Origin of the sequence: Bowmanella denitrificans, from assembly GCF_002887595.1 — a bacterium.
Lineage (GTDB): Bacteria > Pseudomonadota > Gammaproteobacteria > Enterobacterales > Alteromonadaceae > Bowmanella > Bowmanella denitrificans.
In genome coordinates this window covers 182,648-197,963 of the sequence record NZ_PEBU01000005.1, presented here as the reverse complement: position 1 = coordinate 197,963, position 15,316 = coordinate 182,648, and the positions used below count along the sequence as shown (strand labels likewise).

At 46.3% G+C, this 15,316-nt stretch carries 7 protein-coding genes; 6 read left to right on the top strand and 1 reads right to left on the bottom strand.

Features of this window, described 5'->3' with window-relative positions; translation table 11 throughout:
• Window positions 1-15: 15 nt before the first annotated feature.
• Window positions 16-2,109 (bottom strand): winged helix-turn-helix domain-containing protein, encoded by a 2,094-nt coding sequence (locus CSR04_RS11440; RefSeq protein WP_102796429.1) that lies wholly within the window; start codon window positions 2,107-2,109, stop codon window positions 16-18.
• Window positions 2,110-2,434: 325 nt separating this feature from the next.
• Between CSR04_RS11440 and CSR04_RS11435 the strand changes: the two genes are divergently transcribed.
• The 6 genes from CSR04_RS11435 (at window position 2,435) to CSR04_RS11410 (ending at window position 15,189) form a co-directional block, all read left to right on the top strand.
• Window positions 2,435-5,422, top strand: a complete 2,988-nt coding sequence (locus CSR04_RS11435) for a TonB-dependent receptor domain-containing protein (protein WP_102796428.1) — start codon at window positions 2,435-2,437, stop codon at window positions 5,420-5,422.
• 55 nt (window positions 5,423-5,477) lie between these two features.
• Window positions 5,478-6,530: a metallophosphoesterase gene (locus CSR04_RS11430; RefSeq protein ID WP_102796427.1), complete on the top strand. Its 1,053-nt coding sequence runs from the start codon at window positions 5,478-5,480 to the stop codon at window positions 6,528-6,530.
• A 132-nt stretch (window positions 6,531-6,662) separates the two neighbouring features.
• Window positions 6,663-8,753 (top strand): hypothetical protein, encoded by a 2,091-nt coding sequence (locus tag CSR04_RS24745; protein ID WP_146027163.1) that lies wholly within the window; start codon window positions 6,663-6,665, stop codon window positions 8,751-8,753.
• 35 nt (window positions 8,754-8,788) lie between these two features.
• Window positions 8,789-9,193 carry a hypothetical protein gene (locus CSR04_RS11420; protein ID WP_102796425.1) on the top strand — a complete coding sequence of 135 codons (405 nt, stop codon included), beginning with the start codon at window positions 8,789-8,791 and terminating at the stop codon, window positions 9,191-9,193.
• 72 nt (window positions 9,194-9,265) lie between these two features.
• Window positions 9,266-14,503: a polymorphic toxin-type HINT domain-containing protein gene (locus CSR04_RS11415; protein ID WP_172449332.1), complete on the top strand. Its 5,238-nt coding sequence runs from the start codon at window positions 9,266-9,268 to the stop codon at window positions 14,501-14,503.
• Entirely contained in the window at window positions 14,500-15,189 is a 690-nt protein-coding gene (locus CSR04_RS11410; RefSeq protein WP_102796423.1) for a hypothetical protein, read from the top strand. The genes CSR04_RS11415 and CSR04_RS11410 overlap by 4 nt, the downstream gene beginning before the upstream one ends.
• Window positions 15,190-15,316 lie beyond the last annotated feature (127 nt).

The window sequence follows — 15,316 nt, the reverse complement described above, 5'->3', positions numbered from 1 at the left end:
TAGCCATGCAGTCAATTATTGAAACAACGGGTCCTTAAGCATTTTGATGTCGGATTGGGGAAACTCCGTCTCGGTAAACAGCAGTCTGGCGTGGTTGGCATCATAAGTCAGCGGGCTGTCCGATTCGACACTGGCACTTGGGATCTGCAGCAGCACAAGGTTTTGTCCGTTGGCTAAGTCGTAATGCCTGAGTTGCTGATGCTGATTGTTGGCCTGCATAAAATACACACCTTGCTCAGACAAGGTCCAGCTATAGGGATTACGGAAATGCTGTTCTTCCAGCAATTGCCTGGTTTGCCCGCTGTGAATATCGGTTTGCCATAATCCTTTGCGCTGCACGCTGTAAATCAGTTTGTCATTGTCCTGCATTATGCCGTATTCGCCGCCGTTAAAGGTCAGGCGCTGCGGAACACTGCCATCCTGTCTGAACAGATAGATATCGGTGTGGTCCTGATTGAATACGGCGGAAATAATGCCTTGGTCATCCAAGGTCCAGGTTGGTCGATTGTGGCCCTCAAAAGGGCTGTCCAGTGCCGAAATGCGTTTAGTGGCCACATCCACCTGGTAAATGCGATCGCCTTTGCCATCATCGTCTGTGGCCAGAAACGCAATGCGCTGGCCGTTGTGTGACCAGGTGGGATAACGGCTGTTGCGTTTCAAATGGGTCAGTTGCCGCCTGTTGTTACCAAACGCATCAGACACCCAAACCTCATAATGGCCGGTTTCGTTGGAAATAAAGGCAAGCTGATTGGTTGTTGCTGAATAGTCCGGATACTTATGATTGTATACGGACTGCAAAACCGGGTAGGGGGCACTGCTGATTTGGGCGTCAACCTGCACTGATGCTATCTGGTATTGTTCACTGCGGTGCTGAAAGAACAGCCAGGGCTGGTTGCGGGCAAAGAATGGATAACTCAGGCCTTCTATTTCCAGCGGATACTGGCGCTGAGTGCGCAAATCCAGCATAAAGCCGCTGCGCACATCTGCACGTTGTACCGCGTATACCAAGCGTTGGCCATCAGGGTGCCAGGTCAGCCCGACAATATCTTCCTCACCTTGGGTTAACTGCCGGGTGGACTGATCTGACAACCTGACCAGATAGATGTTTTCGTTAAATTCATTGACTCTGCGGGTCAGGGCCAGGTGCTTACCGTCGGGCGAAAACGCCATATCGCGATCTTTGTATCCACAGTGTCTGGCGCAGGAAAAACGCACGGGGCTGGCATTTTTATCCTGCAGATCCAGAAAATACACGCCAGATTGCTCTGCGTCCGGGTCGGAGCCGTAGAACGCCAGGGTTTTATCGTCAGGGGAGATATCAATGTAATAGTAGCCGCCGCCTATGGGGCAATGGGTAACAAAGACTTCCTCGTAGTTCTGCATGTCCATTCGCACAATATCACATTGGGCTTTACTGCGGTCCTTGCGGCTGAAATACAAAAAGCGGCTATCATGGCTCCATACCGAATGGCCTTCAGAAGCCTGATCATAAGTTAAACGCACGGCGGCCAGTCCGGGTTGCAGCAGGTCACGTTTAAACAGGTCCACCTGGCCGTCGGCGCTCACCCATTTATACACCAGATAACGACCATCAGCCGAAGGGGAAGGGAACAGCTCCAGTCCCGGTTCAGTGGTCAGCGCCTGGATGCTGCGCTGGGATGTTTGCTGGCTGTGATTCAATAGCCCGAAGCTGCTAATAAACAAAATAACCAGCACAGCGGCGGCCAGCCATGGCCATAAGCGGCGGGCAGATGGTCTGGTGGTGTGCTCTGCCGGTGAGGATGGTGATGACAGACTATCTGGCGCAATGAGCAGCCGATAGCCGGTTTTGCGCAAGGTTTCTATCACCTCATCCTGCATACCCTCTTTGAAGATTTGGCGCAGATTCCAGATCACATTGTTGAGGGCATTTTCCCCCACATAGGTATTACCCTGCCAGACTTTGTCAATCAGCTCCTGTCTGGATACCACCGCCGGGTGAGCGTCGGCCAGGTAAATCAGCACCTCAATCAGTTTGGGCTGCAGGTTTTGTTTTTCTCCATTATTGAAATACACAGCACACTCGCTGGGCACCACCCGGCAGTTGCCCAGTTGGAAAGAATTTCGCATGGATATCAGGCCTGTTTTTCTGGCGTAACGGGTTGAATGGCAATAACACCACTCTAACCAAAGGGCCTGGGATCATCAATCATCCTCAATACATAGTGCGGTTAGCAAAAGTTACAGTGGTATGTTTAACTATTTGATAAATATGCATTTATTTATGAAAGAGATTAAAAAGAGGTAAAAACCAGATAGCAGAGGCAAAAACGAGCCTGGCCAGATTGTGCGAAATTCCATCGGCAACTAAAACGGTGTCAGGCAAGAGATATTGCTAAGCATCTTTGCCTGACGCAACAAGTTGAACACATTCACACATCATGGGACCAGAAAAATGCATAAGACCATCCTGACCCTGGCTATACAGACCATACTGCTGGGAAGTTTACCGGCAATGGCTCAGCAGCAGGAAGAAACCCAGAGCGCGCCGCAGGTCGGAGACGCCGAGCGTATCTCTGTCACCGGCTCGCGTATCAAGCGCGACAGCTTTTCTTTTGCCACGCCCATCGTCAGTCTTGACCAGGACGCTATTATGGATACCGGCCTGGGTGAACTGTCAGAAATTCTGGTGGAAGAAATACCGGCCATTGCCGAAGGTGTCAGTAACACCAATTCTCAATCCAGTGTGCAGAACACCGGCCTGTCTACCATTGATCTGCGCAACCTTGGCACCGACCGTACTCTAACGCTGATTGATGGCAGACGGGTGGTTTCGAACAGTTACAGTGGTAACTACGTCAGCCTTAGCACCATTCCCAGCGCCATGGTGGAAAAGGTTGAAATCATCAGTGGTGGTGCATCCGCTATCTATGGCTCTGACGCCATTGCCGGGGTGGTGAATATTATTACCCGCAATAACAAAACCGGCTTTGAACTGGATGCCCGTCGTGGTTATACCCCGGAAGGGGGCGGCAAGGAATTCACTCTGGATGCGGGCTACGGCGCTGATTTTCAGGATGGTCGCGGCTATCTGTATGTTGGCGCAACCTGGGACAGACAATTTGGTCTGGCCTGGGGCGACCGGGAGCGGGCTAAGTATGAATCCAGCTTCGATTACGATACCGAAAAAATGTGTAACGCCAACAACACTATTGATGGTGACCAGTGCATGCGCGACATCAGTATGGATGACTGGCGGGAGCGCAGCGACAATACCGCTGGCGGTACCTTTGAAGGCGACGACTGGTTTTACCATCCGCAGAATGGCCTGACCGAAGGCTTCGTTGAAGAGCGTGACGGCGCCAATCTGTCGATATACGAACGCCTGAAAGTTCCCAGTGACCGAGTAGCTGCCGCGTTTAAAGTGAACTACGACCTGACCGACGATGTGCGGGCCAATTTCCAGGTGCAATACAGCAATAACCAGTCGCTGAACATTAAGGACCCGGAAGGGCAGGACTACAACGACACCGAACTGGTGATCGACCCAATTACCGGCGAAGCGTCAGAACAGGCAGCGGGCAGTATTTCTCCCGATAACCCCTTTGTGCCTGCCGAAATTGCCGCGACTGCGGGTAGCAGTGTGAGTTGGGACCGGCTGTTTGTGGAATTGGGCAATGTGATCACCGACAACGAACGGGAAACCCTGCGTACCTGGGCGGGCCTGCAAGGCACCGCGTTTGACGGTAACTGGGACTGGGATCTGTCGGTAGGCTATGGCAAGTTTAAGCAGCAACAACTACGCCGCAATGAATTGAATATTCTGAAGCTGCGTCAGGCGCTGGATGCCGAATACGCTGAGGACGGCAGCACTATTCAATGTGCCGACGCGGATGCCAGGGCTGAAGGTTGTGTGCCGGTCAACATCTTCGGTTATGGCAGTATTAGCCCCGAAGCCGCCGACTATATTCGTGCCAACCCCACTATTACCACCAATATCAGCCAGTTTAATGTGCTGGGCTATATGAGTGGTGACTTGTTCGAATTGCCGGCCGGCATGGTATCCACCGCCTTTGGTGTGGAATATCGTAAAGATAAGCAGGACCTGGATACCAGCGAAGGACACAGATACGGCGGTATTACCTTTAATCTGGTACCGAGTTTTGCCGGTGACATTGATGTGTGGGAAGCCTTTGCCGAAGCGAATGTGCCGTTGTTAAAAGATGCACCACTGGCCAAGCGCTTATCTGCCGACTTGTCTCTGCGTTTGGCTGATTACAGTCACAAAAATATTGACCTGATGGCCAGCTACCGGGCCGGACTGATGTGGGAGCCCATGGACGGCTATATGTTGCGTGCCAACTACGCCAGAGCCCAGCGTGCTCCCAATATTACCGAATTGTTGTCGCCCCCTCGTGGTGACTATGACAGCTTTGCCGATATTTGTGACGGCACTACTGCAACCTCTACCGAAGCAGGTCATGACAACTGTCGGTTGGACCCCGGCATTGCCAATGCCATTGCTTTATACGGTGAATTCGAAGATGAAAACTCGGGTTATTCACCCAATGCCGGTAATGAAAATCTGAAAGAAGAAACGGCTGACACATACACCTTCGGGATCAGCATGGCCCCTGCGTTTGCACCGGGGTTGCAACTGGCGGTGGACTACTACGATATCGAGATCCAGGATGCCATTGAAGAAATCGACAATCAGAAAATCCTGGAGCAATGCTACAACTCGTCACTGGCTTATGGTCAGGACAATACCTTCTGCGGTGATATCAGTCGTGACAGTGAAGGCCAGTTGATGCAGGTGATGCAACGGGTATTTAACCTTTCTGAGGTACGTACCCGCGGTTATGACGTGGCGCTTGCTTACCAGTATGACCTCGGCGACTGGGGCAGTCTGAAGTTTAAGGCCGATATGACCCATGTTATCGAGCACTCCAAAACCTTTGAAGGCAACGATGGGCTGGAAACCCTGAATTACAAAGGGGAGCTATACAGTGGCATCTTTGACGATGCAGCAACAGGGTCTATCACCTGGCGTTGGCAGGACTGGCGGGTGCGTTGGAGCACTAAGTTCAAGAGTGCCATAGTCGACTCGCATGAGCGGGTGGACGCCTGGGAAAAACTGCAAGCCGACAATCAGGCTAAGTTAGATGCGGGCGATCCTGACGCCATCGCCAATCCCGAGGTGCCCATGTATCTGTATTACGGCAGCTATGTGCGCCACGACATCTCGGTATCCTACGACCTGGAATTTGACAACAGTACCGACCTGCGTTTGTACGCCGGGGTTAGGAACCTGTTCGATAACCAGGGGCCCTTTGTTGCCAATACCGGCGACCTGTATGAGTCCGGAACCGGCAACTTTGCCAGTGCCTATGGTGGTGGTATCGGTCGTTTTGTTTATGCCGGCGCTGAGCTGAAGTTCTAATCTGGCGGGTCGGCAGGAAACTGCCGACCCTGAATTCATTGCAATTGGAGTCAGTATGAATTGCAAAGTGCTGTTGCTTGTTTTGCTGTTGGTTGGTTGTTCGGATTTGGTCAGTGACGATACCTTGACGGACGGCCCTTATGTGCAAATGCAGGTGAACCAGTGGGAAGCCCTATGGGTGTGCCAGGGGCAACGAAAAAGTTACCGATTCCCGCCCCCGGTGCAGGACATGTCCATTGAAAAATGCGGCCAGGCGGCCCAGCTTAGCCCATTGCCAGCATCGCGGCCCGACGTAACCTATCCAGCGGCGGAAAAACTGGCGGTCATCAGTGATATTCACGGCCAGTTTGACCTGTTTAAACGCCTGCTAGTTGCGCATCAGATTATGGATGCCCAGGGTAACTGGCTGTTTGGCGAAGGGGGGCTGGTGATCAGCGGTGATGTATTTGACCGCGGCCCTAAGCAAACCGAAGCGTTGTGGCTGATTTATCAGTTACAACAACAGGCCCAGGCAGCCGGTGGTAAGGTGCATTTTCTGCTTGGCAACCATGAAACCATGGTGCTTAACGGCGATCTGCGTTACCTGCATGAAAAGTATGAAAAAGTCGCTAACCTACTGAATCGGCCTTTTGCCAGGCTTTATGGCGAAGACACCTTATTGGGCCAATGGCTGCGCACGCGTAATGTGCTGGTTAAAATCGGCGATATGCTGTTTTTGCATGGTGGCCTGCACCCAGAGCTGGCCAGGGAAGGGCGTACCCTGGCTGACATCAACCAGGTGTTTACCGGCCAACTGGTGGAAGATCAGGACCAGCCAAGACAAGGTTTCGCCCGCTATCTGCATAAAACCAACGGACCCATCTGGTATCGCGGCTATTTTAAAGACCCGCAGGCCTCGCAGCAGGATATCGACTTACTGAAACAACATTTCGGTGTTGCCCATATCTTAGTCGGCCATACCACCCAGAAACATATCCGCGCTCTGTATAACGGTGACGTTATCGCCATCGACAGCGGTATCAAAGGTGGTGAAAGCGGCGAAATTCTGCTGGTGGAAGGACAAAACTTTTACCGTGGCTTATTGGGTGGTGGTCGTGTGGCACTTTAAAAAGATGGAATTAGCATATAAAGAACGTATAAGTCCTTAGTAGCATCTTTACAAAAAGTTTATTTCCCATACCATTGCCCGCATAGTGCTAAATAGTCACATGGTAATGTGACTATATTTGATAGGGACATCATGCGTCTTACTGAAGCTGCCTTTGGCTTAGCGGTTTTTCTGATTACTTTGCCTGTGGTAGCGGAGCAACTTCCTGACGTCACTTACCAGTATTCCCTTGGTCAGACCACTTTAACCGGTACTGCTAGTGATCCTGATCACCCAAGTCGAGTGCGTATAGGCACATGGGTTAATGGTGTATCAACAGGAACTATTTTTGCCAATAATGGCACGTTTTCTTACACCATTCCCGCTGCTTACAGAGATGGGCAAAATCATTCGCTAATGCTCTATGCAGTTGATATAAAACCAGATGGAAGTGCTCCTGGTAATCCATATCGTACTGTAGGTCCAATTACTATTCGGGCGCATCCTAAGCCTACCGCTAGCTTGTCATGGAACCCATCAAGGGTTACTTACAATGGTTCGTCAACGCTGACCTGGAGTTCAACTCACGCCACGTCCTGTGTGCTGAATGGGCAAAGCAAGCCTGCAAGTGGTAGTTCGGTTGGCACAAATCGTGTAGAAACCCGCACAGATTCGCTTTACTGTGATGGTCCTGGCGGGCGCTCGGTAACGGCAACCACCACATTAACAGTGGACCCTTTAGCCCCCGTTTCCATCAGTGGACCAAGTAATGTTGTTCAGGGCAATGAAGTTAATCTTTCCATTTCAGCGGTATCCGGGGCTAATCGATACGAACTTTTTAGGAACAATACCTTACTTAAGTCATTAACGTCATCAGGAGTGTTTACGCGACGGGAACTTTCCACCGGACGAGTTTCATTCAAAGTACGGGCTTGCGCGCAGACATGTGGACCATTTGGTAACAGTGTCAATGTCACTATTAGTCCATTACCCACCTTTGTGTCGCTGGAATCTTTAGAATACGTGCCCAACCCTGTATTTGTGGGAGATGGGCAATATTTTTCTTTTAGATATAAAAATGTCCAGCAGTGTGTAGCGGAAGCCAGATTTAACGACAAGCTGACTACGGATATCGTGTATGTAGCCAAACAATTCGACCCCAATGGCGTGCCACTAATTAAATCCGGTATCTATCGCTGGCCTTCAAGTGGAACGAAGCTCCGGGATAAGGCAGAGAGTTGGGTTCAATCGGTTACCTGTATCGATATTAACGGCCAATCTCGCAGATTATCTGTCACAAATAATGTACAAGCCAGAACTGTGCATCTGGAGGGGTTAAAATATGTTCCAAACCCGGTATCTGTTGGTCAAGAGCAGTATTTTACATTCCAATATAAGAACGTGAAGACTTGCTATGCTGACGCGGATCTTAATGCAAAAGTTAATATTGATATTGTTTATGTTCCAAAGCAACTTGACGCAGGTAATAACCCCATTGCGCAATCCGGAGTATACCGTTGGCCGGCGACAGGTGGGGTTAGAAGAGCCACCGCAGAAGTCTGGAAGCAAGTTGTCACTTGCGAAGACCTACAGGGCGGGAAACATATAGTAAACGTGGTCAATCAAGTGCAGGGCCAAAACGCAGAGCCAGCAATTACTAACTTGGCCTATGCACCAAGAGTGGTCAATATTGCTGATCAGAATTCTACTAAGGTTCAAACCTTTTCTTTCGGCTATGCCAACATTACATCCTGTCAAGGTCATTGGTCAGAACATACGGATAACACTGCGGATGAAACGGCTAAAACCACATATATCCCTGCGGTACTTGATGAAAATGTTCTCCCCACGTTACAAAGTGGCCACTATGAATGGACTTCTCCCCCAAGAGACAGCGCAAAGTCTTGGTTACAAAACGTCACTTGCGGGCTTCCAGATGGAGGGGTTATCAGTAAAAGCGTCAGAAATTATCTAATGTCCTTTTCGTTATCAACCAATACCGTGATGTTCGGTCAGGAGATCATGGCAAATTGGCATGCGCCCGGAGCAGCGAGTTGTGCAGTCAATGGGGAGGGCCAGGAAACAGGGGGGCAAGTTGCTTACCCCATGCGTATCTTTGAAGTAGGCCAGAAAGAGATAAAGTTTTCCTGCTCCGACGATGCCAATGAGACACTATTCGAGGTGCGTGAACAAGTGAATGTAACCACACTACCTGCACCAGAAAATTTAAAAGTTAGGCACTGAATAATTTGAATTAACGCCTGCACAAGGGAGTTTAAATGCGAGTATTACCACGTTTCTTGGCGCTGTTTTTTATTGGAACCGCCACTTTCCCTGTGTTGTCCGCGGACTTCACCTTAGTGTGGGAGCCTGTCACAGGAGCAAGCCATTATAAGGTGCAGGAAAAGGTTAACGGCACCTGGCAAGACGCCAGTAGCAGTGCCCCTTATCAAACGGCGTTGTCATTTGCCGTTAAAGGGCGAAACACCGGCAAATTTACGTTTCGGGTTGGTGGATGTGTTCAGGAACCTGGTGTGGCAGTGCACTGTGGCGAGCAGGTAGCAGTATATAGCAATGAACTTACTGTGGATGCCAGTAAAAACACCGGCGAACGCCGGGTGATATTTGTGCATACGGATTTATTGGGGAATCCTGCTGCTGAAACTGCTCCAGTATCGAACTAATGATATTTTTTTAAGTTTTAAAATGGTTGAGTAAATATGTTTAAGTTCAGGAATGTAGTTTTAGGGATGATAATGTTTAGTTCATCATTTCATTCCAACGCGGATGATTTTTTTCTTGAATCAACATTGATTGATAGAATGAAAAAATCATATGAAGTAACACCTTATTCTCCTGATTTTTTGGGCGATAAAGTTGACCTTGCCAGCGGTACATTAAAGTTTGAAAATGTCGATGTGTCTATTCCTGGTAATTTTAATATACCGGTGGAATTTCGGCGTGAATACAATGTTTCTGTTGGACAAAACTCTGCAGAGTATAGTTTAAATGAAGAAATGGCCGGTTGGCGGCTGTCTGTCCCCGAAATAACAATACAGCTAGCCGCTGCTGCGACAGATAGAAGTGAAGATCATTATTTTTTGCCCACTGGCTTTTCAACTAATAAAGAGTGTTCAGGGGATATAATTCCTCGAAGAATAGAGATTATCCCTTATCCTAAAGGTCAAACAACAAGAAACTTTATAGCTGCTGAGGCATACTCATCTGGATTTTCTCTAAATATACCTGGGTTGCTTAATACTAAGCTTATTGGCACTAAAAGGACTAATGAAGATCCAGATGGGCTTCGACCTATTGACGATATCAGATTTTTTACGGATAGCATGTGGCGAGTAAGCTGTATTGCTCAATCGGACGGAACTGGTGAGGGCTATTTAGCAGAGTCACCACAAGGAACTAAATACTATTTTGATGTTGTAACGGTAGACTATGAACGACCTTTAGATCATTCTGGGAATATTTCCCATGCAATTTATCATTTTAAAGCCAGTACGATAGAAGATAGGTTTGGTAACTGGGTTAAGTATGTATACAGTAACCAAGGTAAGCAATTAAATAAAATTCATAGCAGTGATCTTCGTCAGATTGATATTGCTTATGACCAAGGTAAGGTCTCGACTGTTACCGCCAATGAAAAAATCTGGACTTATAATTATGTAAATAACAAGCTTGATTCAGTAACACTGCCAGGTGAAAAGCGATTCTGGAAGTATAATTTGAGTAAAATTATGAATGACGATATTACTCAAAGCTATTTTAATAAACCCTGGCAATGCAGCACCGACAAATTATACCCTTCAAAAGGATCACTCCCCGCAATGCAAGTAACCCATCCCAATGGGTTAGTTGGTACATTTGCTCTGGACTGGAAAATACATGGTAAGACCGAAGTAGATGCAAATCCACATCCTGATTCTTTTACAGTGGGAGATATCAGGACAACAGGAGATAGGATAGGTAATCGAAGGTGCTCTTATATTATTAGTTTGATAGAAAAAAGATTTTCTTCTGGTGAATATTGGAATTACAGTTATTCTGAGAATCATGGACGTTATTCTGGATCAGAATATATTTCATTGAGTGATTCTGAGGACAGACTTAGAGCTGTGGAATATTCTGGCTTATTGCCGGAAATGCAATTAAGTGGCTCTAATCTTCCTGAGAATATTAGTGGTAACAGTGCAGACTATAAATATACCAAGCTGAAACTGAAAAATGGTAGTTATATTAAGTATTTTTTTAATCGAAATACTAATAGCCCTAATTATGAACAACTGATGGCTGAGCAGCACTTTACCGGTTCTGAGGTTCTTCAAAAAGAAGTGTTAAATGAATATAAGTTTATCAATATAGGTGCCGGTATTGCTGTTCCTCAAATTGATGCTTCTTATGCAGGTCGTGTTGTTTTAAATTCAGGCATTAAAAATTACATTTACGATACTGTAGATGCTAATGTTAAAGATAGCTTTGAGATAAAAATTTCTGAAAGAGACAGTTACCTTTTCCCTACACTTACCGAAGAAAACGGTACATCTGGAAAGCGGTACACCAAAAGGTCCTATTTACATGATACAGATAAATGGGTCGTAGGGTTGCCAAAAGGCATTTATACCTCTGTATCAAACCAGTTTTCTTCCACGGCAGATGTATACTACACCTATTATACCACTGGGCAGTATGCAGGTTTGAACCTATTGGCCGAGGAGAAACGTCATGGTCAATGGGTTAAGAAGTTTAAGATTTATCATGACGATGGTAACGTAAAAAGAGTAGAATATTCAGCACCGCTGAAAGATTCCGCCGGCAATAACACTGACAGTTACCGGTATAAAGAGCTAAACGACTTCTACCGCGGAATACCCAGAGAAGAAATATTCTCACCCAGATATGCTGGCGGTATATCGCCAAAAATTATAGCTGATGTAAATTGGTATGGCCTAATTGAGAGAACAAAAGATGCCAACGATGCTGTTATTAATTATAGATATGATGAAGAAGGGCGTATAAGATTAGTTGATCGAGAAGACAACTTTCTTGATTCCGTATATGTTTGGGTTGATGAAGTAACAAGAGTTTCAACTGGATTACCACCGAATAGAATTATGTATCAGTGCTCCGTTGATATTAATGCGGGCGAATGTATTAACGATACCATTGTCAACGAAAGAACGGAGTACTTCGATCATCTTTTGAGGCTTAAAGGCGTTAAAGAGACGGATGTTACAGCTAATTTAGTTAGAAATAAGGCGTATTCTTACAACCAGCTTGGTCTTAAAACTTATGAATCTTATTGGTACGATACAAATGCTCTTGGTGGTACTCATTACTTATTTGATTCAATAGGGAGATTGAGAAGACAGTATCTAAGTAATGACAACTCTATTGAGCAGAAATACGACTATTTAGCTGGCAATAAAATAAAGGTCACGGACGCTGAAAAAAATGTCACGACCACTACCTATCAGGCCTATGGCAGCCCTGCTTATGACCAGGCGGTTAAAATAGAATCGCCGGAAAGTGTCACCACCGATATCGATATCAATATTTTTGGCAATATCAACTCAATTACCCAAAGTGGCAAGGGTGCCAACAATAGTACCGTCAGCCACACCGAAGCACGCCGCTACAATGCCCAGCAACAGCTGTGTCTGGTGATACGGGGAGATGTGGGTACCACAGCGTATCAATATAACGACCTGGGCGAAATGACGTTGCAAGCCCAGGGGGTGACGCCAGGCAATGTTGGCTGCGGGTTTAGCTATACAAACGAGAGCAAACAAAAAGTTGAGTTTGTTTATGACAATCTGGGTGACCTGTGGAAGGTGAATTATGCCGACGCTAACACCCCGGACATTACTTATACCCGGGATGGTAATGGCAATGTGCTAATGCTTAAGGCAGGCACAGTTCGTCAAGAATATCACTACAATAGCTTAAATCTGCTAGATGACGAGACCTTAACGGTAGACGGCAAACGCATCGCTGCCAGTGCAACGGCCTTCTCACTGGATTACACCTACGACAGCTTGGGCAATGTGAAGAGCCTGACCTACCCCGATGGTGATGTAATTAGTTTTGCGCCGAATGCCTTTGGCCAGCCAACGCAGGCGGTGGGCAAACGTGCCGGGCGCACCACGGACTTCACCTATGCCTCGAATGCAGTCTATTATCCCAATGGCAGTATCGACAGCTTTAACTACGGTAATGGCTATCAGCATAAAACCACACTGAATACACGTAATGTGCCGTCAGATTTAGAGGACTTTAAAGGCACAACCCATGCCCTTCGATATGGTTATCTGTACGACAACAACCTGAATATCACCAAGCTGACCGACGGCGTGCATCCGACCTTTAGCCTCACTAGCCTGACGTACGATGGTTTAGATAGACTGACAAGTACAGACGGTGCTGACGATATTGGTAAGAGCAGTATCAGCTATGATGGGTTGGGTAATATCCTGAGTTATAGCAGTAAAGACCGTAACTTAACCTATAAATACGATACCGCCAGCAACAGGTTGTCGTCGGTGGCAGGTATGACAGGTAAGTATTCCACTTTTGCCTATGACGACAGAGGCAATATTTACAACAATGGTGCTAAAACCTTTACCTATAACCGCGCCAATCAGTTGGTCAGCAGTAACTCAAGTTTTTCCTATCTGTATGACGGCCATAACCGCCGGGTAAAACAAACCGACAGCAAGGGCACCAGTTACAGTCTGTATAGCCTGGATGGCACCTTGCTGTACCGCGAGACCGACCAGGGTGGGATTAACTATATCTACCTGGGTAAAAAGCTTATTGCTAAAGACGGCGTGATCCCTGAGGACAGTGGCACCCAGCATTACCGCCCGTACGGTGAAAGTATTGAAGGGGCAATAGATGATGTGGGCTATACCGGGCATAAGTTTGATACAGACTTGGGTTTGAGTTATATGCAGGCACGATATTATGATCCAGTTATCGGGCGTTTTTATTCGAATGATCCGGTTGGATATACTGCTTCAAATCCAGTAATGTCCTTCAATCGTTATTTGTATGTGAACAACAACCCTTATAAATATACCGATCCAAATGGTGAATTCTTAGATGCCATTCTTGATATCGGCTTCATAGCATATGACCTTTACGACATGGCAACTAACGGTGTTAACGCAACTAATTCTGCGTCTCTAACTGCTAATGTTGCTGGACTGATGATTCCGGGGGCTACTGGTCTTGGCTTAGGCGTAAGGGCGGGTGATAAAGGTGTCGATGCAGCAAATGCATTGCGCAGAACTTGTTGTTTTGTTGCTGGAACTCAAGTGTTAACTGAAGACGGCTACAAGAACATTGAAGATGTTAAATTAGGTGAAAAACTGTGGGCCAAAAATACTGAAACAGGTGAACAAGACTGGAAACCTGTTACAAAGGTATTTATCGAACCAGATCGAGGTATTTTTGAAATCAAATTAGTTGCTGGCGATGGATTTGAACAAAAAATTCAAGCAACAGATGACCACCCTTTCTATGTCATTGGTAAGGGTTGGAAACAAACTATTGAGTTAAAAGTCGGTGATAAGATTGAAACCGATGGCAATGGAGCGATGGAAGTTGTAAGTGTTATCGATGAGCAAAGACTTGATTTAACTTATAACTTTACTGTGGCAGATTTTCATACTTATTACGTCACCAAAAAAAATGTCTTAGTACATAATTGTAATTTGGAACTGAAACCCGGTGGTCTTGGAAATAGTACAAAAGGCAGCGATGATAAGGTCAAAAATACTGTTATTGATATCATCAATAGTGGTGACAAAAAAGCGATGGAATGCGCTTCATGTAAGTTAGGTGAAAGCTTAAAAACAAGAAGGGCGGATCAAAAAAGACAGACCAATAAAAGAAATAAAACGTATCAAGATCATAAAAACAGAATTGATTTGGAACAAGATCTTAAAGACAAGTTGGATAGATATCTTGAAATAAAATGACTGACTCAAAATTTGAATTAAAGAAAAAATCATTTACCCAATTAAGGGATGAGTTTCTAGCTGGAAACTATGATGAAAGTTGGGAAGAGCATAACTTGGCAATGAACGAGCTTCACAATAAATTGGAAGATGTGTCTGACTTAGTTCCCTTGCTTGAGTCTGGTAGTAAGCATTGTCAATATGTCGCTGCCTACATTGCTGCTCAAGAGGGAAATGGCGCAGCTAGTATATTTCCGTATGTATTTCCTTTGATTAATTCTGCATGGTCGGAGGTTCGAGATGAAGCTTGTGATTGTTTTTTGAATTGTACGGAGGACCCAGCTCATTATTTGGCTTTGTTAAAGCTATTGGAAGACGTAGAACAATCAATTAGGTTGCGTGTAATCACAATAATCTTTGGCTTAAGTGACAAAGTAATCGAAGGTATCTATAAGCTTACCAAAAATGTTGATAGCTTAGCTGATATTGGATTAGGAATGAGAATCTTAATGGAGGGCTATGAACAGAGCTTAGCTCAAGAATTTATTCAATTTAACAATTTTGAAAATAACAAGGCTTCTGTGGTCTGTACTTATGTGGCAGCGTATAAACATTTGGGTGACTCACCAGAGTTCAAGAGCACAATGAATAGGCTTGGTGAATCGGATATTTCAAAACACTATCACATATATTTTGAAGAAGAATAGTCGTATTTGAATCCAAAGCCCCGCCCTTCTGGTCATTTGCTGAGGAGCGATCGATTCCTTAGTCATATGGTCATTTGCTGAAGTGTGTATAAGGGACTAAGGTCAGAAGACCGAAGGACCCGGACAT

What these genes read in the sequence shown, in the direction of transcription:
- CSR04_RS11440 (WP_102796429.1), bottom strand. Translation starts at nt 2,109, where the DNA reads ATGCGAAATTCTTTCCAACTGGGCAACTGCCGGGTGGTGCCCAGCGAG.
- CSR04_RS11435 (WP_102796428.1), top strand. Translation starts at nt 2,435, where the DNA reads ATGCATAAGACCATCCTGACCCTGGCTATACAGACCATACTGCTGGGA.
- CSR04_RS11430 (WP_102796427.1), top strand. Translation starts at nt 5,478, where the DNA reads ATGAATTGCAAAGTGCTGTTGCTTGTTTTGCTGTTGGTTGGTTGTTCG.
- CSR04_RS24745 (WP_146027163.1), top strand. Translation starts at nt 6,663, where the DNA reads ATGCGTCTTACTGAAGCTGCCTTTGGCTTAGCGGTTTTTCTGATTACT.
- CSR04_RS11420 (WP_102796425.1), top strand. Translation starts at nt 8,789, where the DNA reads ATGCGAGTATTACCACGTTTCTTGGCGCTGTTTTTTATTGGAACCGCC.
- CSR04_RS11415 (WP_172449332.1), top strand. Translation starts at nt 9,266, where the DNA reads ATGTTTAGTTCATCATTTCATTCCAACGCGGATGATTTTTTTCTTGAA.
- CSR04_RS11410 (WP_102796423.1), top strand. Translation starts at nt 14,500, where the DNA reads ATGACTGACTCAAAATTTGAATTAAAGAAAAAATCATTTACCCAATTA.